The following is a 26,835-nucleotide window of genomic DNA, read 5'->3' as shown; positions in this document are numbered from 1 at the left end:
TTAAAACCCCTTTCGGTAATATTGAATCGCTTTTTTCAAATGTCCATTTTCATGGGATAAACAGCGGCGGGCATCTTCAAGTGTTCCGTTTGTCAACACCATAAAGATCGCTGCCTTGATGTCATTGCCGCTTTCTTTTAAAGCTTGCTGGGCCTCATTCTGTGATAATCCGGTGGTATTCATCAGAATGGTGACAGCTCGCCCGGCCAATTTTTGATTGAGCAGTCTCATATTCACCATCTCGTTTTGGTAGACGCGGCCAAGCCTCGCCATTGCAGCTGTTGACAGCATGTTCAAGATCATTTTCTGAGCGGTTCCTGCTTTCAGCCGCGTTGAACCGCGGATAATTTCCGGTCCTGTTTGCACCTCAATTGCGATATCGCTTAATTTGCCCGCTTCTGTATCCGCGTTGCAGCTAATCGAAACAGACGCGGCTCCGAGCTGTTTGGCATAGGATAATGCGCCAAGGACATAAGGTGTCGAGCCGCTCGCTGTGACGCCGATTAAGACGTCATCTTCCGAGAATGATTGCGCTTTCAGTTCGGCGACGATTTTTTCATGGTCATCTTCATTTTCTTCAAGAGGCGTCCACATCGCGTCATATCCGCCTGCGATCAGGCCGGTCCAACGGCTTTCGTCAATAGAGAATGTCGGCGAGAGTTCTGCGGCATCAAGGACTGCGATTCTGCCGCTTGTGCCGGCGCCAGCTGTAAACACTCTTCCGCCTTGCTTAAAACGGCTGACAATCGTATCCGCCGCCTCAGCGATCAGGGGAAGGCAGGGCGTAATGGCGCGAGGGACTGTATAGTCTTCCTCATTCATCAAGGTGACGATATCTAAAGCATTCATTTCATCAAGTGCTTTGCTTTTGTCGTTCGTGTCCTCTGTCTTCTTCATTGTTCTTCCCTCTTCATATCGATGACGAATTTATAGCGGTCGCCTCTGTAAACGGATTTGACTACTTCAAACGGTCTGCCGTCGTCCAAATAGCTCAAACGTTCGATGAGCAGGACGGGTGCGCCTTCCTCGATGTCGAGGGGCTCGCTCTCTGCCGGAGAGGCAATCGCCGGCTCGAGTGTTTGTGCGGCTCGGTCAATCGTAAGGGAGAGCGTATTTTCGACATAGTCATACAAAGATGCGCTCATAATGTCTTCTGTCAGGCCGTTGATAAGGTCGGCGGGCAAATAGGAGATTTCATAAGCCATCGGGATGTCATCGGCGAGACGGATTCGTTTGACTTCATAGACGGAAGCCCCTTCATGTATCTCCAGTTTGCGCGCTGTGCTCTGGTCACACGGGATGACGCCGAAGCCGAGCATTTTTGTGCCGGGTCTCATGCCTCTTGATTTCATGTCCTCGGAAAAGCTTGTCAATCCTTTGAGAGGCTGCTCAATTTTAGGCTCGGCAATAAATGTTCCTTTTCCCCGCTGTCGGACGAGGATGCCTTCATTGACGAGATTGTTGACTGCCTGCCGGACGGTCATCCTGCTTACCTCATATTTTTCTGCAAACTCTCTTTCAGAAGGAATGAGGTCGCCGGGCTTCAAATCTTTTGTTTCGGCAAGCTTTTTAATCTCGGTCTCAATCTGATAGTAAATCGGAATGTGGGAATCTTTTTTGATCAAAAGGCCATACCCCTTTCTTTCACGATTGATAAAGCATCGCTGTCCGCTATGATAACGACGTTCTGGTGTGTTTTTAAGACAGAAGCGGGCGTGTCTTCATTTGGTTCTTCACTGAGAAGCTTCGCCAGGATGCCCGCTTTTTTCTCTCCTGAAACGAGCAGCAGGATCTGCTTGCTTTTCATGATCGTGGAAATGCCCATCGTTATGGCTTGCGACGGGACGGCGTCATAAGAATCAAAATAACGGGCATTGGCTTCTTTCGTTGATTGTGTCAGTTCGACTGTATGCGTTTTCGATGAAAATGGGGTGCCCGGTTCGTTAAATCCGATGTGGCCGTTCAAGCCGAGGCCGAGCACTTGGAGATCAATGCCTCCAAGCCGCTCGATCAGCGCTTCATAGCGGCTACATTCAGCGTCCAGGTCACAAGCCATTCCGTCCGGAAGATGGGTATGGCTGAGCGGAATGTCAATGTGATCGAAAAGCTGTTTTTTCATATAGAATGTATAGCTGTTTTCATGATCCGGAGAAACGCCGACATACTCGTCTAAGTTAACGGTATAGACGTGCTTGTAAGTCGTTTTGTTATGCGCATGATCTTCCCTTAAAACCTGATATGTGCCGAGAGGCGTTCCTCCGGTTGCAAGGCCGAGAACAGGCGCAGATAAGCGGTTTACTTTCTCGATGATGAGTCGGGCGGCCGTTTGGCTCATGTCCTGATAATCTTTAGCTTCAATGATTTTCATGGTGAAACCTCCCTTTTGCTGAAAGCAATCACGCCTTTGCAAAGCGTCATCACAACTTCATTTTTTTCATTTAAAATGATCAAATCGGCATCTTTCCCGCTTCGTATGCTGCCTTTTCGGTCAAACACATGAAGCTGCTTGGCGGGATTGACCGCTGTCATGTACACGATATCTTCGAGTGAACATCCTGTAAAATCCATCATGTTCAGAGCAGCCTGGTTCATCTTCAAGATGCTGCCGGCAAGCGTACCATCCTCTAAGACGGCTTTTTCGCCTTTCACGAACACCTCCTGTCCGCCTAATGTATAGGTTCCATTTTTTAAGCATTTTGCGCGCATCGCATCCGTAATTAAAATGATGCCTTCTTTCTGTTTTTGCTGAAATGCCAGCTTGACGACCGCAGGGTGAACATGAATGCCGTCGGCTATGACTTCGGCCTTCAGTTCATCATGCAGAAGGGCACTTCCGGCCGTCCCCGGCTCGCGATGGTGCAGCCCCCGCATGCCGTTGAACAAATGGGTGACATGGGAGATGCCGGCCTTAATCCCGTCTGCCATTTCTTTGAGTCCGGCGTCGGAGTGGCCGGCGGAAGCCGTGACACCTGTTTCTTTCAAAAAGGAAATTAGTTCCAAAGACCCTTCCAGCTCTGGCGCAAGTGTGACTAATTTAATGTTATTCCCGGAGATGCGCTGCCATTCTTTAAATAACGAAAGATCCGGCGGGATAATATCATCCGGCGGCTGGGCGCCGCACCGCTTTTCTGAAATAAAAGGGCCTTCTAAGTGAACGCCTAATACTTCGGCTGTCCCGGGCTGTCCGCCGGCTTCCTTATAGCGGTGAACGTTTGCCAGCGCATGCTCGATCGTGGCCTTATCCTGGGTCATCGTCGTCGCCAGGAAGCTTGTCGTTCCTTCTTTCGGCAGGGCTTCGGCCATTGTTTCCAAAGCCTCGGCTGTTCCGTCCATGACATCTGCTCCGTTTGCTCCGTGAATATGAACATCAATCATGCCCGGCAGCACTTTGAAGTTCTCCGGAAATGTCAGTTGTTCTGCTGTTGCGGCGGAAGCGGGAATATCAGTCATTGGTCCGTAAGCCTCGATTTTTTCCCCGTTCGTCAGAAGAAATCCGTCTTCTATCATTCCATTTTCACTGTAAATATGAAGATGTTTAAACATATAGCGTTGGGATGGGTTGGTTTTCACAGTCAAAAGTCCTTTCTTGAAAACGTTATCATCAGTATAGAACATTACAACTCTAGTTGTCTAGACCATTAAGAGAATTATTTTTGTCAAATCTGATCATACAGCATCACACTTCATTTAGCCGCTGTGTTGTCAGGTTATATTCCAAAAAAAAGCCGGCTTATCTGCCGGCTTCGTTATGCTGCTTTAGCATAAATATATTGATTTCTTCCCGCACCGAGTCCTGCACCGATTAAAGCGACCAGCGCACCGATGAACAGTAAAATCGGTCCGTTCCATGAGTGCATGTGATCGTAAAGAAAACCGACAAAGCTTGGACCAATCGCTGCCAGCAAATATCCGGCTGATTGCGACATTCCTGATAATGCCGCTGCTTGATCGGCATTTTCGCTTCTCAGCCCGATTAAAGTCAAGGCTAAACTGATGCTGGATCCTTGTCCGATTCCGATTAAAATGACCCACAGCGTCAGCATCGCTGTATTGCCTCCGTACAATAGCCCTGACATTCCCGCCAAGTATAGGATGCCAAGGGCCAGCACGATGCTTTTTTGGTTTCGGAACCGCCCGGCAAGAACCGGAGTCAAAAATGTCGACGGGAGGCTGGCAAACTGCATCAGCGACAGCATCCAGCCGGCAAGTGACATGCTCATCCCATGCGAACGGAGAATTTCAGGCAGCCAGGCGATCGTGCAGTAAAACAAGAACGACTGTATGCCCATAAAGAATGTGACCTGCCAGGCGATTTTCGAGCGCCAGACCGTTTGGCCGTCCGTCTTTAAGCTGACCGTACGGTTTCCCGTATCATGATAGCGGAGCTGGGGAACCCAGATCAAAATCGCAACAAACGCGAGACCGGCCCAGACCATAAGCGATGCGCTCCATCCCCACGCTAAACCGTGTGACAGCGGAATGCTGATCCCTGAGGCGAGCGCCGCAAAAATCGACATGGCTGTCGTATAGTAACTTGTCATAATTCCCGCTTTGTCAGGAAATTTATGTTTGATCAGGCTGGGCAAGAGCACATTGGAGATGGCGATGCCGACTCCGATCAATGCGGTTCCCGCAAATAGTGTGAAAGCTTCTCCGTAAGAGCGCAGCAAAATCCCGATCAATAAGATGACCAATCCGACCCAGAGGGTTCTCTCATTGCCCAGCTTCTGTCCGAGCTTAGGGGCGATGGGGGACAGGACGGCGAAAGATAACAGCGGCAGCGTCGTCAAGAAGCCGGCCATGCCGTTCGTCAAATCCATATCCGAGCGGATCGAACTGATCAATGGCCCGACAGATGTAATAGCCGGTCTTAAATTAAAAGCGATAAATATGATTCCTGCAATCAATAAGATATTGTTCAAACGGGGGCGTCGAGCGTCAATGTAATGCATGCTGTATTCTCCTTTGCTTTCAGGTGGAAAAGTGACATGAAAAAGAAACCCGGAACATCATCCAAGGTTACTTTTTTGATCTTGCTTCTGAATTTCGGCAATTTTCGCAAGCAGGATATGCTGCGGCATATGCATGATTTGTTCAAGAGGAAGATTTAAGCTTTCCGAAAGTTTTTGCGCCGTTTCGGCAGATATTTGTAAAGGTTTCATAAAGTCCTCCATTTTATATTGTACCCCAGCGTACAGAGTACGCAACAGTGAATATTGACTCCGATATATATTGTAACATCATATGACAAGTGAGTTGGAAGAAAAAGAAAAAAGCGATATAAATAAAGAGGAGGTGATCGTCTTGAATTCGACATTATCTGTGCTGAAAAAGAAATTGTATGAACAGCAGATCAGAGCGAAAGGGCTTTACACATTTGAAGAATACAAAGATATGCGCAATGTGCTGCAAACGCTGCGGATGAAATTTGCGGCCTATGAAGAATGGGATTTGTACCAACATGCGACCGATTTGATGGTCAGCATGCTTTTGAAAAACAATTGGAACAGCCGGCTGGATTAATAGTGGAATAAAAAAACACCTCGGCCGAGGTGTTTAATAAGACCGTTCGTCTTCTTTGTTGTCCTGCCGGTCATAGATGACAAGCTTCGCAGGACGATTCTCTTTCGCCATCTCTTCTCCTTTTTCTACGGCCTCTGTCCTTGTGTCATAAAGCTCAACAGGCGCCGTATCTTCCAGTTTCAAAAACCATCCGTCCGTCTCGGCATTTGGTGTCACCATATATACCTTCATGAAAAACAACCTCCCCAAACATGTTATTGATTTGTTTTCCCGGATAAATCAGGGGAGCAAACATCCTCATTGCCGTTCTCCCTTTCTATGAAAATATTTCTACAAAAAGCGAGTCTACTTTTTTTCTGTAAAAATGGTAAAATAGACGTTGGATTATTTTTAAATGGGAGGACGGTGCTTAACATGACAGATCTTCTGAATGACAGGCTGCCGCCGCAAAATATCGAAGCCGAACAGGCCGTGTTAGGTGCTGTTTTTTTAGAACCATCAGCTTTAACTTTGGCGTCAGAAGTCTTGATTCCAGATGATTTTTACAGAATGTCGCACCAAAAAATATATAACGCCATGCTTGTTCTTGGAGACCGCGGCGAGCCTGTAGACCTGGTGACGGTGACATCAGAGCTTGCGAACACGGACCTTTTGGAAGAGGTTGGCGGTATTTCTTATTTGACGGATATTGCAAATTCTGTGCCGACTGCGGCTAATATAGAGTATTATGCGAAAATCGTGGAAGAAAAATCGATTCTCCGCCGCTTGATCCGTACGGCAACGACGATTGCTCAAGACGGATATACAAGGGAGGATGAAGTCGAAGACCTCTTAAGCGAAGCAGAAAAAACGATTATGGAAGTCGCCCAGCGCAAAAACTCCGGGGCCTTTCAAAATATTAAAGATGTGCTCGTTCAAACTTACGATAATATCGAACAGCTCCACAACAGAAAAGGGGACATCACCGGGATCCCGACAGGTTTTACCGAGCTTGACCGAATGACGGCGGGCTTTCAAAGAAACGATTTGATCATCGTAGCCGCCCGTCCGTCAGTCGGTAAAACTGCTTTTGCCTTAAACATCGCCCAAAACGTGGCGACTAAAACCGATGAAAGCGTCGCGATCTTCAGCCTTGAGATGGGCGCCGAACAGCTGGTCATGCGGATGCTCTGTGCGGAAGGCAACATCAACGCCCAGAATCTCCGGACCGGAAACCTGACGGAAGAAGATTGGGGCAAGCTGACAATGGCGATGGGAAGCTTATCAAACAGCGGTATTTTCATCGATGATACACCGGGGATCCGCGTCAGCGAAATCCGTTCCAAGTGCAGACGGTTAAAGCAGGAGAACGGCCTCGGCATGATTTTAATCGACTACCTGCAGCTCATCCAAGGAAGCGGCAGATCAAGTGACAACCGTCAGCAGGAAGTGTCGGAAATATCCCGTGCACTGAAAGCGCTGGCGAGGGAGCTTGAAGTTCCAGTCATCGCCCTTTCACAGCTTTCCCGGGGCGTCGAGCAGCGCCAGGACAAGCGTCCGATGATGTCGGACATCCGGGAATCGGGAAGTATCGAGCAGGACGCCGATATCGTTGCGTTCCTGTACCGCGATGATTACTATGACAAAGAATCTGAGAATAAAAACATCATTGAAATCATTATTGCAAAACAAAGGAACGGCCCGGTCGGGACCGTCTCACTCGCTTTTGTAAAAGAATACAATAAGTTCGTCAACCTGGAACGCCGGTTTGATGACGCGGGTGTTGCGCCTGGTGCTTAAATCCCTGAGACATGCTCTCAGGGATTTTTCTTTTTTCTTGCATTGCGGTTTTTACCGATTTCAAATAACCCCGTTGCGGTTAATCCGGCAAGTCCTCCGGACCATAAACGGAGCACGAGTTCAAGGTCTGTAAAAGGATATGCTGCGGCCCCGATCAGCAAACCTATCAAGAGTGAAACGAGCGGAATCAAGTTTTTCGGCACCTTGAACGTCTTCTTCACCAATTCGACCAGCGCCAAAATAATCGGCGATAAAACAGATGCAAAAATTAATACCGTCTCCATCGGCATCTCCCTCCTTACTTATTGAATATTTGTGTTGCCGGTTTTTTATGTGTCTTTGTCCAAGAAAAACGCTTATTTTTAAGATTTGACTTACAGACTGTCTATTAAAAAGAAAATATATGAAATTTGCTTTATAATAACGAACAAATGTGTTTGGTGTTAAAATTAATGTTCGGATTTCCGATTGACTTTGCGGGATGACACTGATAAACTGAATGTGTTTGATATTGATATCGTTTGAAAAGGTTAACGGAGGTGCACGGATATGTCTTCAGTAGTTGTTGTAGGTACGCAGTGGGGTGACGAAGGAAAAGGCAAAATCACCGATTTTCTTTCCGAAAACGCAGAGGTAATCGCACGGTACCAAGGCGGAAATAACGCAGGACATACAATTAAATTCAACGGGGTAACGTACAAACTGCATTTGATTCCATCCGGTATTTTTTATAAGGATAAAACGTGTGTGATCGGCAACGGAATGGTTGTTGATCCGAAAGCATTGGTGACGGAGCTGGCTTATCTTCATGAGCGGAACGTCAGCACGGACAACTTGAGAATCTCCAACAGGGCCCATGTCATTCTGCCGTATCATTTAAAGCTTGATGCGGTCGAAGAAGAGCGGAAAGGGGCCAATAAAATCGGCACGACGAAAAAAGGAATCGGCCCGGCTTATATGGACAAAGCCGCTCGTGTCGGAATCCGCATCGCCGATCTGCTGGATAGAGAAGTCTTTGAAGAAAAGCTCGCCCGCAATTTAGAAGAAAAAAACCGTCTGCTGGAAAAAATGTACGATGCGGAAGGATTTAAAATAGAAGACATTTTAGACGAATACTATGAGTACGGCCAGCAGATCAAACAATATGTCTGCGACACATCCGTCGTCTTAAACGACGCGCTTGATGACGGCCGCCGCGTCTTATTCGAAGGAGCGCAAGGGGTTATGCTTGATATCGACCAAGGGACATATCCGTTTGTTACATCTTCAAACCCTGTCGCCGGCGGCGTAACGATCGGCTCAGGTGTGGGACCGACAAAAATCCAGCATGTCGTTGGTGTATCGAAAGCTTACACAACGCGTGTCGGAGACGGGCCGTTCCCGACAGAGCTGAACAATGAGATCGGAGACCAAATCCGTGAGGTCGGCCGCGAATACGGAACAACTACAGGGCGCCCGCGCCGCGTCGGCTGGTTTGACAGCGTGGTTGTCCGCCATGCCCGCCGCGTCAGCGGAATTACCGACCTTTCATTAAATTCAATTGACGTATTGACCGGGATTGAAACATTGAAAATCTGTGTCGCTTACAAATACCGCGGCGAGATCCTCGAAGAGTTCCCGGCAAGCTTAAAAGCGCTCGCTGAATGTGAGCCTGTCTATGAAGAAATGCCGGGCTGGACAGAAGATATCACAGGAGCCAAAAGCTTGAGCGATCTGCCTGAAAATGCCCGCCATTATCTAGAGCGAGTTTCTCAGCTGACAGGCATTCCGCTTTCTATTTTCTCAGTCGGTCCTGACCGCTCTCAAACAAATGTGGTGAGAAGCGTTTATCGTCCGAACTAAATTCCAGAAGAGCCTCTGCAGTTCGCAGGGGCTTTGTTTTTCAATGACAAGGAGGGCAAACGGGTGGAACGTGTCGATGTTGTATATTCATTCGTGGAAGAGAACGGAAACATCCTGATGGTGAAAAATAAGAAAAATCAATCGTGGACGCTGCCGGGCGGCAAGGTGGAAGCTGGAGAATCGCTAACAGAAGCCGCGGCGAGAGAAATGAAGGAAGAAACAGGCTATGGAATTCAGCCTCTTGATATATTAGCTATAAATGAAGCGATTATCGGCGGCGAGCATGTATATTTCATCGTCTTTAGAGCCCGGATCACCGATCGTCCGGATGCCATCACGTTTGACGAGAACATTGTTGAAGCCAAGTGGATGCCGCTTCATGAAGCTGACCGGCTGCTGTCTGTATTCCATCCGAACGGAATCATGCACTGGCTGAACCGCGAAGGGGCGGAGTATCATCACGAAGGGAAAAAATAATAGAAAAAAATAAAAAAATATATTGCCACTTCTGTTCGTTCTATGATAATATAAATCTCGTTGTTGCGAAAACAACGAAACGAGCCATTAGCTCAGTTGGTAGAGCACGTCCGAATAAGTTTCGGAGAATTCGCTTCAGCGTACACATCGAGAGACATCTCGAAAAAGCTTCCTGAGATGTGGGCGTCGTTATTTCAGATTAAATCTAAGGGTGTAATTTAATCTTGAGCCATTAGCTCAGTTGGTAGAGCATCTGACTTTTAATCAGAGGGTCGAAGGTTCGAGTCCTTCATGGCTCACCATTTCCCTGGCCCGTTGGTCAAGCGGTTAAGACACCGCCCTTTCACGGCGGTAACACGGGTTCGAATCCCGTACGGGTCATTGATTTACTTTAGCGTAATTGCTAAATCCCCGCTTGCTCCGGAGGAGACCACGATTCTTCTCCGAAGCAGGTACTGTAAATATGCAAGGTCCGGTAGTTCAGTTGGTTAGAATGCCTGCCTGTCACGCAGGAGGTCGCGGGTTCGAGTCCCGTCCGGACCGCCATTTTAAAAAAGTTACATACCTGGCTCGGTAGCTCAGTTGGTAGAGCAACGGACTGAAAATCCGTGTGTCGGCGGTTCGATTCCGTCCCGAGCCACTCTAAAGCGCGTCTGTTTTTAAGCAGATGCGTTTTCTTTTAGCTGAAAACAAGGAAATAAAATGCTGAAGGAATAAAAAGGAGAAAAAAAGGGAGGCCGGTAACCCGGCCGAAGAAGAAGACGTTACTATATAGACGGTCTTGAAGGGGAAGATGTTTCATTTTTCAGTAAAAAAAGTCACAAAAATTTAATTGTTGTGATAAAAGCGGAAAAATAGCAGGTGGATTTAATTTCCAAACGTTTTCCTTTGAACTATTTTTTTAACTTTTGCTTCATAAACGTTATAATGTATAAGAAATCTATTTTCTAGAAAGTGTTTTTTAATGAAGACATGCAGTGTACTTGATATAAAACTTAGGCAGCCATCCGCTGGCTGTATTGTATCCAAACTCTGAACCAGGGGGAACGAATAATGGAAAAAAAGATACTAGTTGTAGATGATGAAAAGCCGATTGCTGATATTTTAGAGTTTAATCTGAAAAAAGAGGGCTATGAAGTCCATTGCGCATACGACGGCAATGAAGCGCTTCAGATGGTTGAGGATCTCAACCCTGATATGATTCTGCTCGACATCATGCTTCCGAACAAGGATGGTGTGGAAGTGTGCCGTGAAGTCCGCAAAAAATATGATATGCCCATCATTATGCTGACAGCAAAGGATTCGGAAATCGATAAAGTCATCGGTCTTGAACTGGGAGCTGACGACTATGTGACAAAACCGTTCAGCACTCGCGAACTGCTCGCGCGTGTCAAAGCGAACTTGAGAAGACAGAACACAGCGGCTCCTGCCGAAGAAGAATCGTCTTCAAACGAAATTCAAATCGGATCGCTCGTCATTTTTCCGGATGCCTACGTCGTTTCAAAACGAGACGAGACAATCGAACTGACGCATCGGGAATTCGAACTGCTGCATTACCTTGCTAAACATATCGGGCAGGTCATGACGCGTGAGCATCTGCTGCAAACCGTGTGGGGATACGACTACTTTGGAGATGTCCGGACAGTTGACGTTACGGTCAGACGCCTTCGCGAAAAAATCGAGGATAATCCGAGTCACCCAAGCTGGATCGTCACAAGGCGCGGTGTCGGCTACTATTTGAGAAATCCGGAACAGGACTAATACCGAAATGAATAAAGTCAGTTTTTTCCGCTCGATTCATTTTAAGTTTACCTTAATATACGTTCTGCTGATTATCGTTGCCATGCAGATTATCGGCGTCTACTTTGTCAATGAGATGGAGAAGTCACTTCTTAAATCATATAATGACTCTCTTGACCAGCGGGTGAACAACCTCTCGTATTATCTGGAACAGGAAATGACGAAGGATAGAAGCACGTCTTCCTCGACTACCTTGAAAGAAGACGCAGAGCGGATTCTAAATGATTTCAGCAAGGAAGGCGAAATTCTCGAAGTCAGTCTGATTGATAAAAGCTATGAAGTCATCGCGACCTCCAATCCTTATAACCGGGAGGTGGCGGGGAAAAAGACAACAGAGGGCATTATTAAAAGGACACTGCTTGTCGGTATTCCGTACGAAAACAAATTTTTCGACCCGGAGCGCGACAGCAAAGTGCGGATTTCAGTCACGCCGATTAAAAAATCGAATCAAGAGACGATCGGGGCCATTTATGTCGTGGCATCGATGGATAATGTCTACAATCAAATCCGGACGATCAACACCATTTTAGCGTCTGGAACTTTTATTGCGCTTGGAATCACTGCATTCCTCGGGATTTTTGTCGCGCGAACGATTACACATCCGCTGTCAGATATGAGAAAGCAGGCCATTGAACTGGCGAAAGGAAATTTCTCAAGAAAAGTCAGGAAGTACGGAAACGACGAAATCGGCCAGCTGGCCACAACGTTTAATTATTTAACAAGAGAGCTGAAAGAAGCTCAATCCATGACAGAAGGCGAACGAAAAAAACTATCTTCTGTTATTGCCTATATGACAGACGGGGTTATCGCGACAAACCGAAATGGCGCGATTATTTTGCTTAATACGCCGGCACTGGAGCTTTTAAATGTTTCACGTGAAACGGCTCTCGAAATGCCGATCACCTCACTGCTCGGCCTTGAAGATGAATACACGTTCGAAGATTTGGTTGAACAGCAGGACTCGCTCCTTCTTGAAACTGAACAGGAAGAACGGACGTCTGTGCTTCGCGTCAATTTCTCGGTCATCCAAAAAGAGCACGGAAAGATTGATGGGTTGATTGCGGTTATTTACGATGTCACAGAACAAGAGCAGATCGATCAAGAACGGAGAGAATTTGTGGCAAATGTCTCCCACGAACTCAGAACGCCGCTCACCACAATGCGCAGCTATTTAGAAGCGCTTGCGGAAGGCGCGTGGCAGGATCCAAACATTGCGCCGCGCTTCTTGAATGTGACACAGAATGAAACAGAGCGCATGATCAGACTTGTCAACGACTTGCTGCAGCTTTCTAAGTTTGACAGCAAGGACTACCAATTCAATAAAGAATGGATTCATTTTATCCGTTTCTTCTCATTGATTATTGAGCGCTTTGAAATGACGAAAGAGCAGCATGTTGAGTTTATCAGCAATCTGCCGGATAGAGAATTGTATGTTGAAATCGATCCGGACAAGATTACGCAAGTGCTGGATAATATCATTTCAAATGCATTGAAATATTCCCCTGAAGGAGGCCATATCACGTTCTCTGTTGATGTAAATGAAGAAGAAGAGCTTCTTTATATCAGTGTCAAAGACGAAGGTGTCGGCATTCCGAGAAAAGACATGGAGAAGATCTTCGAGCGTTTCTACCGTGTCGATAAAGCCAGAACAAGAAGACTCGGCGGTACGGGGCTTGGTCTTGCGATCGCAAAAGAAATGGTACAAGCCCATGGCGGCGACATTTGGGCCGACAGTATCGAAGGAAAAGGAACAACGATCACATTTACCCTGCCATATAAAGAAGAACAAGAGGATGATTGGGATGAAGCGTGAAACAATTAAAACGATAATACTGTCCCTTTTGGTTTTGATCAGTCTTCTTTTTACTTTTAATATTTGGGGATTTCAGGGGAATTACGAAAAAGTAGAAGATTCACAGGCTCAGGTCAGCGATAAACAGCCGATTACAAATCAGACAAAGTTGCTAAATGAAGCCGTCAAACCGCAGCAAATGTTCATTCATGAGAATGGACAGCATTATTTGCTGAATGATACGACGCTCTATTCTCAGCTCTGGGACGACATGAGCCGATGGGAAGTCAAATCGTTAAAGGATATCTCGGACAAATTTGACAGGCAGCAGTTCAAAAACTGGCTGTACGCTAAAAATAAAGATTCCAAATTGGATCTCGTTTTTAGCGACAATATTCCAATCGATGTGCTGCAGCCGCTTTTCAAATGGTCCGCCAACTCTTATGAATACAACTCTTTTGACAGAATCGTTCTTCCTTTCAACGAAGGACGGGGCATGAAAAAAATCTACTTTGTATCCTTCAGCAAAGAGACGGTTGTTGAAGCGGTGATTGAATCGGCAAATTACCGCAACATCCTTGCAGACATTGAAAAAGAAAAATCGCAGATGCCTCTTTACGAGGACTTTGCAATCAATTCTCGCAGAGATGTCTTGCTTCCGGTTAATAGGCTGAAGCTGTCTGAAAAAGAGTATTTTACAGAAACGATCAGCCCGACGCGTTTTAAAAAAGCTTTATTTGATGATCCGCAAACCGTCCGGCAGGAAACCAACTTAAACCGACCGGTATATACGGATGGAACAAGCCTTTTGGAGGTCTACTCGAACAACAGGCAGATTAAGTTCCAGCACCGCAACCTGGAACCGAGTTCTGCTTATCAAAATGGAGAGCTGATCAATAAAAGCTTTAAATATTTAAACGACACGGGAAGCTGGACGGATGATTATCAATTTTTCGGCTTGAATGAAAATCAGCAGATCAACTTTAATCTGTTTATGGATCAGCTGCCGGTCGTTAACAGCCAAAACCAGCCTTTCGGAACGACAGCGATTGAACTTCGCTGGGCAAACAACGACATATTGGATTATAAACACCCAACATATGTCTTGGGCGCAAACGCTAATCCGGTCAGCAAAAAGGATAAAGAAATCATGAGCGGAGAAGAATTGATTCAGTTCCTGCAAGACAATGAAGAGTATGACTTTGATAAGATTGAGCAAATCTTTCCTGCCTATGAAATGGTCTCAGTATCAGAGGAACAAGACCCTCTTGTAAAACTTGTACCGACTTGGTGCATTAAAATAAACGGTACGATAAAGCCGGTATCAAAGAAAGATTCAGCGGTGAAGGAGGGCATTGAGAGTGGAGTGGAATAGAACTAAAACAATCTTCATTATCGTCTTCCTCATCCTTGATATCTTTTTGGCCTTTCAATACTTTGATAAGCGCAGCAACAATCAGTTTCCGATTTTAGAAAAATCAACGCTGCAGGAAGATATGAAAGCAGACCACATTTCATATGGCAACTTGTCTAAAGAGACATCGAAAGGCTCCTCAATCTCTGCACAAAAGCGAGTCTTTAAGCAAAGCGAGATTAAATCGTTAAAAGGGCAAAAGCCGAAGGCGTTAATGAATACCGCAAAAGAGAACACTTTGACGGAAATAGAAATGGAATTTGAAACACCCATTGCGCTTCCGAAAGCGGATATGGAGACAAAAGCAAGGGAAATCGTAAACGAAGAGATTATCGACGGCAACAAGTACAAGCTTTGGAAAGTCGATAAATCCGGAAAACAGATCGTTTTCTTCCAAACCTATAATGGAAATTACATTTTTCAGGATCGGCAAAACGATGATAACACAGAGATGGGCGAAATCGTTCTGTACCTGAATAATAAAAACGAAGTTGTTTCATATAAGCAGTCGATGCTGCAGGATATAAAAGAAGTCAAAACGGAAAGTCTGATCTCCGCAGTCGGAGCGGTTGAAGCTTTGTACTATCCGGATTATTTGAAGAAGTACAGCAAAATTAAATCAGCCGAGCTTGGCTATTTCACGCAGTATCCGCTGGCAAGCGCGCAAATTTTCGTGCCCGTTTGGCGGATCGAAGTGGAGCGCAAAACGGACGATAAAACCATTCACGAAGAATTTATCGTGGATGCACGGGATGGAGCGCTTCTTCAATCACAAGAGAAAAAGGAAAAATCATAATGGAGTGAGAAACCATGAGCCTGCAATTTAGCGTACTTGCGAGCGGGAGTACCGGTAATGCTTTATATTTGGAAACCGATGACCACGCTTTTTTAGTTGACGCAGGACTTAGCGGGAAGGCGATGGAAGGGCTGATGGCGCAAATTGATCGAAAGCTTGATCAGCTTGACGGCATTTTTGTTACACATGAGCACAGTGATCATATCAAAGGACTTGGTGTGCTGGCAAGAAAATATGAGCTGCCCGTTTACGCCAATGAAAAAACGTGGAAGGCGATGGAAGGGCATATCGGCAAAATGGATAACGGCCAAAAATTCGTGTTTCCAATGGAAACCGTCAAATCGTTCGGCTCCCTCGATGTCGAATCGTTTGGCGTATCCCACGACGCCGCAGAGCCGATGTTTTATGTTTTTCATTACAATGGCCGAAAGCTCGCTTTGATTACGGATACGGGCTATGTCAGCGACAGAATGAAAGGCATTATCCGCTCGGCAAACGCTTTTGTTTTTGAAAGCAATCATGATGTCGGCATGCTGCAAATGGGCCGCTATCCGTGGAACATCAAGCGCCGGATCTTAAGCGACGTCGGACATGTATCCAATGAGGACGCGGCACTCGCAATGACTGATGTAATCGGTGATGAGACATCGAGAATTTATTTGGCTCATTTAAGCCAGGACAACAACATGAAAGAGCTGGCGAGAATGTCCGTCCAGCAAACGTTGGCTGCCAAAGGATTTGCAGCGGGAGAAACGTTTGACTTATATGATACCGATCCTAAGAAACCGACACCTCTTGTAGCGGTGTAAATTTTACTGATTGAATGATTAATCTGCGGGCAGATGATCCACACTATATACATATATCGTTCCTTGAAAGGATTTGAATATAGTGGAGTTTAATCATGATGAGGAAAAGTTTGTTCGGGAAAAGCCGGTGAGAAATTGGAGAAGCTTTTTGTTTTCAAGCCTGGTCGGCGCCGTTATCGGCGCTCTTTTAACAGTGTTTGCCCTGCCGTATCTCTCGCAGCAGGGATGGCTGCCGTACAATCTGCAAGTCATTGAAGCGCGCGGAGGTCAAGGAGCTCAGCAGGGCGGTGCGGTCCGCAATGTATCCGTCAACGTGAACAATGAAGTCACACAAGTGGTCTCTAAGGTTTCTGATTCTGTTGTCGGCGTTATCAACATCCAAAAAACCGGTGTATGGGATGGAGACAGCGAAGCGGGAACAGGCTCGGGCGTTATTTATAAAAAGGACGGCAAAACATCCCACATTGTGACCAACCACCATGTCATTGAAGGGGCATCCCAAATCGAAGTCAGTCTGAATGACGGAACGCGGATTCCGGCAAAACTGATCGGCAGTGATAAACTGATGGATCTGGCCGTCCTGCAAGTCAGCAGCAATAAAATAAAAGCGGCTGCTGAATTCGGAGATTCTGATAAAGTGAAGACAGGCGAGCCCGTCATCGCGATTGGAAACCCGCTCGGCCTGCAGTTTTCAGGATCTGTTACACAAGGAATCATCTCAGGAACCGAACGCGCTGTTCCGGTCGATTCAAACGGAGACGGACAGCCGGACTGGAATGCCGAAGTATTGCAGACGGATGCTGCCATTAACCCGGGCAACAGCGGAGGTGGACTGTTTAATATTGATGGAAAAGTCATCGGCATTAATTCGATGAAAATCGCTGAATCAGCCGTTGAAGGCATCGGTCTGAGCATCCCTGCCAACCTTGCCATTCCGGTTATCGAAGATTTGGAAACGTACGGAGAAGTAAGACGGCCGTATTTCGGAATTGAGATGAAATCACTTGGCGATATTGCAAGCTACCACTGGCAGGAAACGCTTAAACTGCCGAAAGACGTAACATCAGGGGTTGTTGTAATGGGCGTTCAGCCGGTGTCTCCTGCAGGCAGAGCCGGTTTGAAAGAGCTTGATGTCATCGTCGAATTCAACGGTGACCGCGTTTACGATATCGTTGATCTGCGTAAAAAGCTTTACACCAAAAACGTCGGCGATAAGGTGAAAATCAAATACCTGCGGGGCGGAAAAGAAAGAACAACAGAAGTAAAGCTGTCCCGATCCAAATTGGGAAGCTGATAAAGACAGTCTGGCCGGTACGGCCGGGCTGTTTTTTTATTATGCCAAGTCTGAGGAATGATCGTCAAAAATCAAAAATGGGATAGTTAGAGAGGAAAATAAGACTTTCCGGATGAATAATCGGGTTTTTAGGGTGTGAAATCGAAGTTTTTGCTTCAATAAAAATGAGAGTTTCTAAAAAATGGACAAAACATCATATTGCGTTTCAATTTCGCGTACGATATGATGATTTAAACATTTTAGCAAAGGCAGATTCACTGCGAAAATCAAGGCGGAAAGGGAGATAGGATGAGTCAGCATGCACTTGTATTACAATCTGATTTTGGCCTTGATGACGGGGCGGTAAATGCGATGTACGGCGTGGCTTATTCAGTTGACAGTTCACTCCGGATTTTTGATTTGACGCACAACATTCCCGTTTTTCACATTTGGGAGGCTTCCTATCGGCTGCTGCAGTCCGTTTCTTATTGGCCTGAAGGCACTGTCTTCGTGTCTGTCGTCGATCCAGGTGTCGGTTCAGAACGCCGCAGCGTCGCAGTCAGAACCTCTTCCGATCAATATATCATCACACCGGACAACGGAACACTCACCCATATCAGCCGGCAGAATGGGATTGTCGAAGTGCGCTATCTTGATGAAGCGCAAAACAGGCTTCCGAGATCAGGCGAATCACATACTTTCCATGGACGCGACATTTACGCTTACACCGGGGCAAGACTGGCAGCCGGGATTGTCAGCTTCGACCGGATCGGTCCTGAAGTTCCAACAGATTCCATCGTCAAACTTCCGGTCATGGAAGCTTATATCGAAAATGATTGGATAACCGGAACGATCGACATTTTAGATATCCGGTTTGGAAACCTTTGGACAAATATCAGCCGTAAACTGTTCAAGTCACTTGACGTTCAATACGGAGATCCTGTGGAAGTGGTCATCAAACACGAGGACACCAAAGTCTATCAGCAAACGATGGCATTTGGACGGTCATTTGCCGATATGCCGGTTGGTAAGCCGGTTGTTTATATCAATTCATTAGACCACTTGGGTATAGCCCTCAATCAAGGATCGTTTGCCAAAACACACCATATTGGCACCGGCATCAACTGGCAGATTTCTCTTCGAAAAAGTATACAGCGTTAAACAAAAGAGCCTGAATTCCAATCAGGCTCTTTGTTTTTTGTTTCATTCTTATGACATAAAAACGGTTGTCACACGTTTTTCAGCTAATCGAGAAGGCGGCAATCCTCTTTAAAAAATAGTACATTTGTCATATTGGTACCTAAGTCATATTGTCTAAAACAAGAGAAAAGAATATATTGAGGGGGTGTGCCGCTGCTATGAAAAAATTCATTCAATTCATTTGTTTGGAAAACGAGTGTCCGGAGGAATGATATGAACGACAATGTGCAGACTGCGTTGAAAACGCTGTCTAATGTAAAGAGCAGAAGTATCGTGTCCGTTTTTGTGCTATGTCTGATCACACTGGGGGTTTACATACCATACTGGTTTCTATCCAGGAAAAAAAGCTTCGATTTGCTGCCTTATCATGATATTCCCTACACCACGTTAAAAGCTATCATATTTTATCATTTATTTTCGATTCCAATTAGAATATCAGCAAAAATTGCTTTTCCTGACATGCATTACAGCCTTTATATGCTGCTCGACCGCGTGATTTTGATTCTGTCCGCAGGTGTTTTGATTTACTGCGCACTGGTGGTGACCGCTTCATTAAACAAGCTCTCAGGCAAAGAACCTGCGAATGGATCCATTTTTGCGTTCCTTTTGAATGTCATTTACATTCAGCACAGAATCAATAAACTTTCCGAGCCGAAAAGCGAATGGCTGAGCAAAGCATCATGATCAATAAACAAGGAAGTGAAGCACAATTTGATGTTGAAATCAAAAATTAAAATTGACTTAAACAAACCGAGAAAAAAACCGGCAATCCGTTTAATGCCAATGACGGAAGAAGACTTTAAGACATACCATGCCTATTCCATCCAGCATTACGCCATGGAGAAAGTAAAAGCGGGCACATGGACAGTGGCGGAAGCGATGGAGAAAGCAGAAGAGCAATTTGCAGCTCTATTGCCAAACGGCATTGAAACGAACAACCATCATCTATGGTCAATCATGGACGACAGCGAGGATGCCGCAGGCTGGCTTTGGCTCTACGCTGACCCGCACCACCCTCAAAAGGAAGCATTTATTTACGATTTCGGGCTTTATGAAGCGTATCGAGGGCAGGGAATCGGCCAGCAGGCTTTAGCCGTCTTAGAAGAAGAGGCAAAGCAATTAGGAGTCCAAAAGCTGTCCCTACATGTATTCGCCCATAATAAAAAGGCGAAGCGGCTTTATGAAAAAATGAATTTTGAGACGACGGATTTGCATATGAGCAAGAGGCTGTAAGATCAAGGCTGTGAAGCTTTGATCTTTTTTCATGTCCAATGTTCCACATGAAACACAGTATGTCATTATTCCTATTTGAGAGAGGTGGGAAATAACGAAAAAAAGACAAAATGATTCGAATGAACCCCTTTATGTTACGCAATGACAGATTGCATATTACAAAGGTAAAAATATGACGAATAATGTCCTATTGATTGTCGAATTTCTGCAGGTAAATACGAAATAGGGATCAGGCGAAAAGATACAATTTTTTTATTCCGGTCAAAAAAAAGAATCCATATACCTAAGAAAATCCCAATTTGACACTTCAATGGATTTTGATTTATTGCATTCAATATAGTACATTTTGATAAGGAAAGTGGAAAAGTATAGATGACAAGGATAAAAAGACCTGGAAGAACAGTTTTAAGGAAAGAAGTGTTTCAGCATGAGTAAGGAATTAGAAGAATTTCCGAAAATAAAAGCCATATTTGCGGTGTTATTAACAATCATAACGTCTGGCATATACATCCCGTACTGGTTTCTTTCAAGAAGAAAGAATTTAGAACGATGCCAAATTAAGCTCCCCTATGTCGCCATTAAAGTGACGCTGCTGTTAAGCGTCTTTTCAATTTTGGAGCCTTTTTGGACTTTTTACTCAATCACATTTCAAAGAGAAGAGTTGCTGCCATACAGCAACAGCATTTTACTTCTCCCGCTGCGCCCCGGACACAGCTTCCTCCCGCAGCTCTCATTTCTCCTTTTTTGGACGATAAATCTAGTTAGTGCATTTAAGGTTAGAAAAGTGTTTATGGGGTTCTCTAAAAAGCCGGTTAACGGGTTTTGGACTTTCATTCTTAACGTTTCATATTTGCAGCATATCACGAATCAGCATTCTTTAGTTGTTCAGGAAAAAAGAGAAGCAGTATAGAAAAAGATTAGAGCATCAGCGAGGGTAGCTGGTGTTTTTTATTTAGGGAAAACAGAGTTATCCAGAGGAATATAAAAGCTTGTGGATAACCGCGCGAAGTCATGCTAAAACCTACTAACATGTGCATAAATAGGGTATATTGAATAAGGAGCTTTTTTATAAAAGAGCCTAATGATACAGATATTGGAGGGACTTTTATGAAGTCTTGCGAAGAGCATATTGAAACCGTCATTGACATGTATGTGGATGAAGTAGAATTGGCCCCTGAAATCAGAAAAATCGAACATACACACAGTTTATCCACAACCTGTGAATTGTGCGATAAACCTGCAGTATATATAGTGGGGAACGAATGATCGGACACTAAATACACAACCTTTATCCACAATTGTGGATAATGCATCTGAATAACTTGTTCTTAAAGTGGGGATGACCTGTGAATATATCAATCGTAGCAATCGGAAAACTAAAAGAAAAATATTTAAAACAAGGAATCGACGAATACATCAAACGGCTTTCGGCATACGCGAAAGTCGACATCATCGAACTGCCGGACGAAAAAGCCCCTGAAAACCTGAGCGACCAGGACATGAAAATCGTCAAAGACAAAGAAGGCGAACGAATTCTCTCCAAAATCAGCCCCGACGCCCACGTCATCGCCTTGGCAATCGAGGGAAAAATGAAAAGTTCGGAAGAATTAGCCGATAATATGGATAGACTCGCCACATATGGAAAGAGCAAGGTAACCTTCGTCATCGGCGGCTCGCTCGGCTTGAGCGACGCCGTCCTGAAGCGCGCAGATGAAAAGCTGTCGTTTTCAAGGATGACGTTCCCGCATCAGCTCATGCGGCTGATTTTGCTGGAGCAGGTTTATCGGGCGTTTCGGATTAATCGAGGGGAGCCTTACCACAAGTAAATGAGGTTATTGAAAAAATTCCATAATTTATTTACAATGTATTTACTTTAATGAAAAGCCTGAGAGGATAGGGTTTATGAAGGTAATAACTTTCTTTAATAACAAAGGTGGTGTAGGTAAGACTACACTTGCAGTCAATATAGCAGCCTACTTATCTATAGAAATGAAAAAAAGGATTCTGTTTATAGACGGGGATCCACAAGCTAACTCAACTCAGATGATAATTCCCGAAGAAAATTGGTGGGATCTATATGGAGATGAACCAACAGCATTTACATTGCAAGCCTACTTAAGGCCTCTTGTACAAGGTGACTCTACCATAAGAACGCAAGGATTAAGTCCAATTAGTAAGGAAGCTAATAGGTTTGAAGTGGATTTAATACCTGGAGATCCTAAGTTATCAGTAATAGAAGATATTTTAAGTGATGCCTGGAATAAATGTAAATCTGGTACGTTAGAGGGTTTCAGAAAGAGTAACTGGTTGCGTGGAATAACTGAGCACTACAATCAAGATTATGATTTTATTTTTGTTGATGTTGGTCCATCATTAGGGGCATTAAACAGAAGTATTTTATTAAATTCAGATTATATAATAACTCCTATGGGTTCTGATATTTTTAGTCTAATGGCCGTTAAAAATATTGCTACATGGATGAATAGCTGGAGAAATTTATATCAAAATGGAATAGAGTTAATGAAAAAAGAAGCAGTTGAATTTGATGATTTTGCATTGAATTTAGACATCTACAATACATCATTATTAATAGGTTATTCCGTACAACAATATGTTACGAAGACCTTTAAAGGCGGAAGACGGCCAATAAAATCATATGATGCGATTATAAAAGAGATGCCCGGCGTTATATCGGAGGCCCTAGTAAAAGTGATTCCGGAAAAGTTAACCATTGATAACCTTAATCTTGGAGATGTTCCTTATTTGTACAGTTTAGTACCTCTAGCTCAGTCAAATAATACTCCAATTTTTCAGTTGAAAAGTTCAGATGGTCTTGGTGGTTTACAATATGGACAGGTTCAAAAATATAAGGAAACTCTCCATGGTATATGTGAAAAATTAGTAAACAATTTAGGTGAATTAAATGTTATTTGAATGGCCAGATAACTTAGTAACTGAATTAGCTCATAAGAGGTGTGTAATTTTTCTGGGTGCGGGTATTTCTGCAACTGCAAAGAACAAAGATGGTAATTCGCCTTTAACTTGGGGTCGCTTTATAAGTGAAATTAAGTCTATATCAAGGGGGAACTCCTTACAGTACATTGATGAAATGATTGCACACCAGAACTATCTTCCAGCATTGCAAGCTATTTACGATGATACAGATCCTGGTAGATACAGCAGCTTCTTAAAGGATAAATTTCAAAGACCGGGATTTCTTCCTTCATCAGTACATGAAGCGATTAAAGAATTGAATTCCAAAATTGTAGTTACAACAAATTTTGATAAGATATATGATGGTCTTTGTTCTGAGCATGGATATATTATAGCAAACTACAATGACCCCATTGGTAAGATGGTTTCAACCATTAAATCGCCTGAAAATCTTGTGATTAAAGCGCATGGCACAATTGATGATATAGATAATCTTGTGTTTACTGAAAAGCAATATTATGAGGCAAAGGCGAGATATCCTGAATTTTATCAAATACTAAACGCTCTTTTCCTAACTCATACTGTAGTATTTCTAGGTTATAGCTTAAATGATCCAGATATCAACTTGTTATTGGAAACTGCATCTAATTCAATCTCAAAAAGTAGCCCTCATTACGTTGTTATTGAAGAGGGAGCACAGAAAGAGAAGCTAAAATATTGGCAGGATTGTTATAATATTTATGCATTAGAATACGGTCCTGACTATACGCATTTACCAGCAAAAATCGAAGAACTGAAAAACTTAGTTGCTACAGAAAGAATAGAGAAGTCCCTACCTCAATAAGAAAAAAATCAAGTATTGCTATGCAATACTTGATTTTTTATTTGTTAAATTAATGCTCTTCCGTCGGTACCTTTTTTTATTTGCAGAGACTGATCATCACTCAACTTATTATGTTCAATCTCAATGACTGCTAAGAATCCTTGATCAACTGGATAATTGGGCTTTTTCCATACATCAAATAAGGACTTAATTCACGATAATTTCCAACTCTATCTGTTAGATGAGTACACATCTCTCTGGAATGAAGTATTAGTACGCCGCCCATTAAACGTCGGTTTAATATACCTATAGTAATCTTATTTAGTGCCCTATGTGAAAATGCTATATTACCCGTTTCCCATTCCTCAGCAAAAAGATCGTTATTTGAAATCTTTACGGCATCAATTGGACCTGGTCTAGTAATACTAACACCGACGTCGACACGATACTCTTCTTGCCAGTTACGAGCAGCTAAATATGTCATAAAAGTTTCCTTAATTGGTTTTACACCATTCATAAAGCTTGTACAGATGGATTTTCGAACGAGATAATATAACTTGAGGGAGGTGAACTGGGTGTCGCCTATTGAGCTATTCAAGACAGGTGTGGCTTTTGGAGTATCAATATGTTTATTCATAAAAGAAAAATTTAAAGATAAGGAGTGAAGTTGTAAGGTATTTTTTGTTAGGAACATTGATGGGTGTAGTAGTAAGTCTAGTGTATTAGTGTTATTTATATTTAAAAGGAAAACAAGCGCTGTTTATTGCTAAATAATTTCTAGATATAGGTATTATGGTAAGGTTAAACAAACTATTAATAAATATCCGGAATTGGAGAGAAAGTTAATGGAAAAGCGCAATCATCATTATATATCACAATTTTATTTAAAAGGTTTTTTAGACGAAAGAATAATTCCTCCTCGTGAACCAAGTCTATGGGTTTACGATAAGTATCTTAAAAAATTAAAACAGAAGGGTACAAAAAACGTGGCCAATATAAATGGATATTATGATTTGAAACTAATTACGGGAGATATAACCACAGAAGTTGAAGAATTTTTTGCAAAGAAAATTGAAACCCCTTCAGCAATAATTTTGAAAAAGATACTAAACCAGACTTTGTTAAGTGATGAAGAGAGAATTCAATTCTCTCACTTTATATACTTTTCTCTTTCCAGAGTACCTAATTTTCTTAATTACATGACATGGTTTCATAGAAACACCGAAAGATTAAAAACGCTCTTTGACGTAAGCACGGAGACAAAAGAAATAGTTGAAGAAACGATTAGTGCTGAGGAATTAACAACGCTGGAACTCATGATTGAGTCGTCTAAAATATTTGTACCGTTTATTTACAATATGAACTGGCAGTTTCATATCGCACCTCAACAAAAGTACTTTCTTACATCAGACAATCCAGTAATATTAAATGATCCTAGTCAGAGAAAAATATCTCCGTCTTTTAGTGGTTGGAATAACCCAAATATTCACTTAACGTTCCCTTTAAATTCTACAATGTGTTTAAGGGCAACATGGGGGAGGAAAAGAAAACCATATGTTAAGGCTAGTCCTGAATTTATAAGAGCTATTAATTTTAGAACATCTTTTTTCGCTACACGTTATATTTTCTCATCTAGACAAATAGAACCGCCCGTACTAAATGGAATTTTCAATTACAATATATCAGATATTTATGAAAGCAAGCAAAACTGGGAGTAGATATTTTATAGAACCAGTTTTTAGCCAAGTTAGTAAGAGCTATGCAAAACTTTCAGTGCATATAAAGAATCTTTGACTAGGGAACAGGGAAAGAGATTGCTTCATCTTCGAATCTATAAGAAAACGATAGGAGAAGACAGAAAAGTAGATACCCTACATTTACAATTAAATAAGGAAGTCGCAGAACACTTCACCTTTAAATGGGGAGAGGATTCATCTATTACAGATGAGTTCTCTCCCCATTTCTATTTTATTTGAGATATATAAGGGAGCAGAAAGAAAAATGAGCGTTATTGATGTATTTAGGAAGTATATGGACGAATATCATCCGCACTTAGCTTTAAAAGACTGGCAAGTGGACGTTAAAACCTTATCGTCGAACCAGATAATTATTGATACGGATTAATGTCATCATGAAGTACATCAACAACCGCGCCCACTTTACAATTTCTGAAATCATGCGAGAATTTAACATCTCTCGTTCAACAGCAATTAGAGATATCAAAGAATTTGAAGCCATGGGAATGCCAATTGTCCCTTAAGTTGGAAAGTATGGGGGGGGTTGTCATAAACAACTCTGTCCTGCCCGCTATTCGCTTTACCGATAATGAGGTTAAAGCTCTTTTTATTGCCTTTATGGCCACTAGAAATAAACAACTCCCTTATTTAAAGAGCCGGCAGTCTTTAGCTGAGAAATTACTAGGTCTTATCTCAGAAAATCAGCAGGATGACCTTGTTCTTTTAAATCAAATCTTGCTTTTTGAAGGGACCAACCCCAATAACCCATATCTGCTTGATCTGTCAGATATACCTCATAGCATGTTAGAAAAACTTATCCAAGTTCTTCTTGTGGAAAGGTATTTCTCGATTACCATCAAAGAAGAAAAGGTAATAAAATCTTATTCAATTTATCTCTTGCAGAAAAAGGCTTTTGGCTTATTGAAGGCTTTGATTTAAAGGATGAGGAGAGAAGAATTTTACCTGTAGATAATCTCACCGATGTTAAACCATACCTGACGAAAAAAAGATTAAGTAAGAAAAAAATTTTAGAAAAACTAAGGAAGCAGGAAGAATTAATTAATCTTGTCCTTGAACTTGGTCCAACTGCAATTGCCCAGTTCAAAAAATACCATCCTTTAAAAGTTTCAATTTCCTATACGAATCCTTACCAAACTACAGCTGTTTTAAAAACTTTTATTAATATAAATAATACTCAAAGAAATTGATGAATTCATAAATTAGATTATTTTTCTAGGTAGGGATATAAAGGTCAGAGAAGTGCCGGAAGAAGTCTTAGAAAGTTTAAAAAAGAGATTATTGTTATTCTGCCCATAAACTATACTATTAAAACCTAAGATCATTATAAGCTGGGCAGTTGATAAACAAATGTTAACTTGTAGTATCTCCGGTTATTGATATTAT

At 43.2% G+C, this 26,835-nt stretch carries 28 protein-coding genes, 4 tRNA genes and 1 pseudogene; 24 read left to right on the top strand and 9 right to left on the bottom strand.

Translation table 11 applies throughout. The features are described from left to right. The 6 genes from murQ to M1D67_RS22175 form a co-directional block, all read right to left on the bottom strand. Positions 1-897, bottom strand: a complete 897-nt coding sequence (gene murQ, locus M1D67_RS22200; RefSeq protein WP_020453631.1) for an N-acetylmuramic acid 6-phosphate etherase — start codon at positions 895-897, stop codon at positions 1-3. Beyond that, positions 894-1,625 (bottom strand): GntR family transcriptional regulator, encoded by a 732-nt coding sequence (locus M1D67_RS22195; protein ID WP_020453630.1) that lies wholly within the window; start codon positions 1,623-1,625, stop codon positions 894-896. Before M1D67_RS22195 ends, murQ begins: the two co-directional genes overlap by 4 nt. Continuing rightward, positions 1,622-2,368 (bottom strand): glucosamine-6-phosphate deaminase, encoded by a 747-nt coding sequence (gene nagB / locus M1D67_RS22190; protein WP_025810495.1) that lies wholly within the window; start codon positions 2,366-2,368, stop codon positions 1,622-1,624. The genes M1D67_RS22195 and nagB overlap by 4 nt, the downstream gene beginning before the upstream one ends. Further along, the gene (nagA, locus tag M1D67_RS22185; RefSeq protein ID WP_479831526.1) at positions 2,365-3,615 is read right to left on the bottom strand and encodes an N-acetylglucosamine-6-phosphate deacetylase; all 1,251 of its coding nucleotides are present in this window, start codon (positions 3,613-3,615) and stop codon (positions 2,365-2,367) included. The genes nagB and nagA overlap by 4 nt, the downstream gene beginning before the upstream one ends. A gap of 131 nt (positions 3,616-3,746) precedes the next feature. Continuing rightward, positions 3,747-4,952 carry a CynX/NimT family MFS transporter gene (locus tag M1D67_RS22180; RefSeq protein WP_020453627.1) on the bottom strand — a complete coding sequence of 402 codons (1,206 nt, stop codon included), beginning with the start codon at positions 4,950-4,952 and terminating at the stop codon, positions 3,747-3,749. Positions 4,953-5,009: 57 nt separating this feature from the next. Continuing rightward, on the bottom strand, positions 5,010-5,162 hold the full coding sequence (locus M1D67_RS22175; protein ID WP_020453626.1) for a YycC family protein: 153 nt from the start codon (positions 5,160-5,162) through the stop codon (positions 5,010-5,012). A gap of 133 nt (positions 5,163-5,295) precedes the next feature. Between M1D67_RS22175 and M1D67_RS22170 the strand changes: the two genes are divergently transcribed. Next, a complete protein-coding gene (locus M1D67_RS22170) occupies positions 5,296-5,523 on the top strand; it encodes a hypothetical protein (RefSeq protein WP_371268723.1) in 228 nt (75 codons plus the stop codon). A 33-nt stretch (positions 5,524-5,556) separates the two neighbouring features. Here the strand turns inward: M1D67_RS22170 and M1D67_RS22165 are convergent, their stop codons facing one another. Continuing rightward, the gene (locus M1D67_RS22165) at positions 5,557-5,754 is read right to left on the bottom strand and encodes a DUF2188 domain-containing protein (RefSeq protein ID WP_020453624.1); all 198 of its coding nucleotides are present in this window, start codon (positions 5,752-5,754) and stop codon (positions 5,557-5,559) included. A gap of 183 nt (positions 5,755-5,937) precedes the next feature. On the opposite strand from M1D67_RS22165, the gene dnaB reads away from it, so the two are divergent. Continuing rightward, positions 5,938-7,302 carry a replicative DNA helicase gene (gene dnaB, locus M1D67_RS22160; protein ID WP_020453623.1) on the top strand — a complete coding sequence of 455 codons (1,365 nt, stop codon included), beginning with the start codon at positions 5,938-5,940 and terminating at the stop codon, positions 7,300-7,302. A gap of 17 nt (positions 7,303-7,319) precedes the next feature. Here dnaB and M1D67_RS22155 read toward each other — a convergent pair whose 3' ends face one another. Continuing rightward, a complete protein-coding gene (locus M1D67_RS22155; protein WP_020453622.1) occupies positions 7,320-7,586 on the bottom strand; it encodes a holin in 267 nt (88 codons plus the stop codon). 265 nt (positions 7,587-7,851) lie between these two features. Here M1D67_RS22155 and M1D67_RS22150 point away from each other — a divergent pair, with 265 nt between their 5' ends. From M1D67_RS22150 to M1D67_RS22055, 20 genes are all read left to right on the top strand, one after another. After that, positions 7,852-9,144: an adenylosuccinate synthase gene (locus M1D67_RS22150; RefSeq protein ID WP_020453621.1), complete on the top strand. Its 1,293-nt coding sequence runs from the start codon at positions 7,852-7,854 to the stop codon at positions 9,142-9,144. A 63-nt stretch (positions 9,145-9,207) separates the two neighbouring features. Continuing rightward, the gene (locus M1D67_RS22145) at positions 9,208-9,621 is read left to right on the top strand and encodes an NUDIX hydrolase (protein WP_025810498.1); all 414 of its coding nucleotides are present in this window, start codon (positions 9,208-9,210) and stop codon (positions 9,619-9,621) included. 226 nt (positions 9,622-9,847) lie between these two features. Beyond that, a tRNA-Lys gene (locus M1D67_RS22140) sits at positions 9,848-9,923 on the top strand. Positions 9,924-9,930: 7 nt separating this feature from the next. Beyond that, positions 9,931-10,002, top strand: a tRNA-Glu gene (locus M1D67_RS22135). Positions 10,003-10,090: 88 nt separating this feature from the next. Further along, positions 10,091-10,167 (top strand) — tRNA-Asp (locus tag M1D67_RS22130). A 21-nt stretch (positions 10,168-10,188) separates the two neighbouring features. Continuing rightward, positions 10,189-10,261 (top strand) — tRNA-Phe (locus M1D67_RS22125). A 413-nt stretch (positions 10,262-10,674) separates the two neighbouring features. Further along, positions 10,675-11,382, top strand: a complete 708-nt coding sequence (walR, locus tag M1D67_RS22120; RefSeq protein WP_003177967.1) for a cell wall metabolism DNA-binding response regulator WalR — start codon at positions 10,675-10,677, stop codon at positions 11,380-11,382. 7 nt (positions 11,383-11,389) lie between these two features. Continuing rightward, positions 11,390-13,234 carry a cell wall metabolism sensor histidine kinase WalK gene (gene walK, locus M1D67_RS22115; protein ID WP_479831525.1) on the top strand — a complete coding sequence of 615 codons (1,845 nt, stop codon included), beginning with the start codon at positions 11,390-11,392 and terminating at the stop codon, positions 13,232-13,234. Continuing rightward, on the top strand, positions 13,224-14,588 hold the full coding sequence (locus tag M1D67_RS22110; RefSeq protein WP_020453618.1) for a YycH family regulatory protein: 1,365 nt from the start codon (positions 13,224-13,226) through the stop codon (positions 14,586-14,588). The genes walK and M1D67_RS22110 overlap by 11 nt, the downstream gene beginning before the upstream one ends. Beyond that, the gene (locus tag M1D67_RS22105) at positions 14,575-15,423 is read left to right on the top strand and encodes a two-component system regulatory protein YycI (protein WP_479831524.1); all 849 of its coding nucleotides are present in this window, start codon (positions 14,575-14,577) and stop codon (positions 15,421-15,423) included. Before M1D67_RS22110 ends, M1D67_RS22105 begins: the two co-directional genes overlap by 14 nt. Positions 15,424-15,437: 14 nt before the next feature. Then, entirely contained in the window at positions 15,438-16,232 is a 795-nt protein-coding gene (locus M1D67_RS22100) for an MBL fold metallo-hydrolase (protein WP_003177960.1), read from the top strand. Between the two features lie 82 nt (positions 16,233-16,314). After that, positions 16,315-17,526, top strand: coding sequence for a S1C family serine protease (locus M1D67_RS22095; protein ID WP_026580409.1), 1,212 nt, complete (start codon positions 16,315-16,317; stop codon positions 17,524-17,526). 288 nt (positions 17,527-17,814) lie between these two features. Next, a complete protein-coding gene (locus M1D67_RS22090; RefSeq protein ID WP_479831523.1) occupies positions 17,815-18,666 on the top strand; it encodes an SAM hydrolase/SAM-dependent halogenase family protein in 852 nt (283 codons plus the stop codon). 252 nt (positions 18,667-18,918) lie between these two features. Beyond that, complete coding sequence (locus M1D67_RS22085; RefSeq protein WP_020453614.1) at positions 18,919-19,389, top strand: hypothetical protein; 471 nt, start codon at positions 18,919-18,921, stop codon at positions 19,387-19,389. Positions 19,390-19,419: 30 nt separating this feature from the next. Next, positions 19,420-19,938, top strand: a complete 519-nt coding sequence (locus M1D67_RS22080) for a GNAT family N-acetyltransferase (RefSeq protein WP_035338110.1) — start codon at positions 19,420-19,422, stop codon at positions 19,936-19,938. A 427-nt stretch (positions 19,939-20,365) separates the two neighbouring features. Then, entirely contained in the window at positions 20,366-20,848 is a 483-nt protein-coding gene (locus tag M1D67_RS22075; protein ID WP_479831522.1) for a DUF4234 domain-containing protein, read from the top strand. A 197-nt stretch (positions 20,849-21,045) separates the two neighbouring features. Then, the gene (locus tag M1D67_RS22070) at positions 21,046-21,204 is read left to right on the top strand and encodes a CxxH/CxxC protein (protein ID WP_326455370.1); all 159 of its coding nucleotides are present in this window, start codon (positions 21,046-21,048) and stop codon (positions 21,202-21,204) included. Positions 21,205-21,284: 80 nt separating this feature from the next. Next, complete coding sequence (gene rlmH / locus M1D67_RS22065; protein WP_003177946.1) at positions 21,285-21,764, top strand: 23S rRNA (pseudouridine(1915)-N(3))-methyltransferase RlmH; 480 nt, start codon at positions 21,285-21,287, stop codon at positions 21,762-21,764. Positions 21,765-21,840: 76 nt separating this feature from the next. Continuing rightward, positions 21,841-22,872 carry a ParA family protein gene (locus M1D67_RS22060; protein ID WP_479831521.1) on the top strand — a complete coding sequence of 344 codons (1,032 nt, stop codon included), beginning with the start codon at positions 21,841-21,843 and terminating at the stop codon, positions 22,870-22,872. Further along, a complete protein-coding gene (locus M1D67_RS22055) occupies positions 22,862-23,716 on the top strand; it encodes an SIR2 family protein (protein ID WP_479831520.1) in 855 nt (284 codons plus the stop codon). Before M1D67_RS22060 ends, M1D67_RS22055 begins: the two co-directional genes overlap by 11 nt. Before the next feature lie 130 nt (positions 23,717-23,846). Here the strand turns inward: M1D67_RS22055 and M1D67_RS22050 are convergent, their stop codons facing one another. Beyond that, on the bottom strand, positions 23,847-24,332 hold the full coding sequence (locus tag M1D67_RS22050; RefSeq protein ID WP_479831519.1) for a BglII/BstYI family type II restriction endonuclease: 486 nt from the start codon (positions 24,330-24,332) through the stop codon (positions 23,847-23,849). 208 nt (positions 24,333-24,540) lie between these two features. Between M1D67_RS22050 and M1D67_RS22045 the strand changes: the two genes are divergently transcribed. After that, positions 24,541-25,413 (top strand): DUF4238 domain-containing protein, encoded by an 873-nt coding sequence (locus M1D67_RS22045; RefSeq protein WP_479831518.1) that lies wholly within the window; start codon positions 24,541-24,543, stop codon positions 25,411-25,413. 413 nt (positions 25,414-25,826) lie between these two features. After that, positions 25,827-26,748 (top strand): annotated as a pseudogene (locus M1D67_RS22040) (helix-turn-helix transcriptional regulator). Positions 26,749-26,835: the final 87 nt, after the last annotated feature.

Source organism: Bacillus sp. PK6-025 (assembly GCF_056530265.1).
Note: the sequence above shows the minus strand (reverse complement) of the source record. Positions and strands in the feature narration are given on the sequence as shown.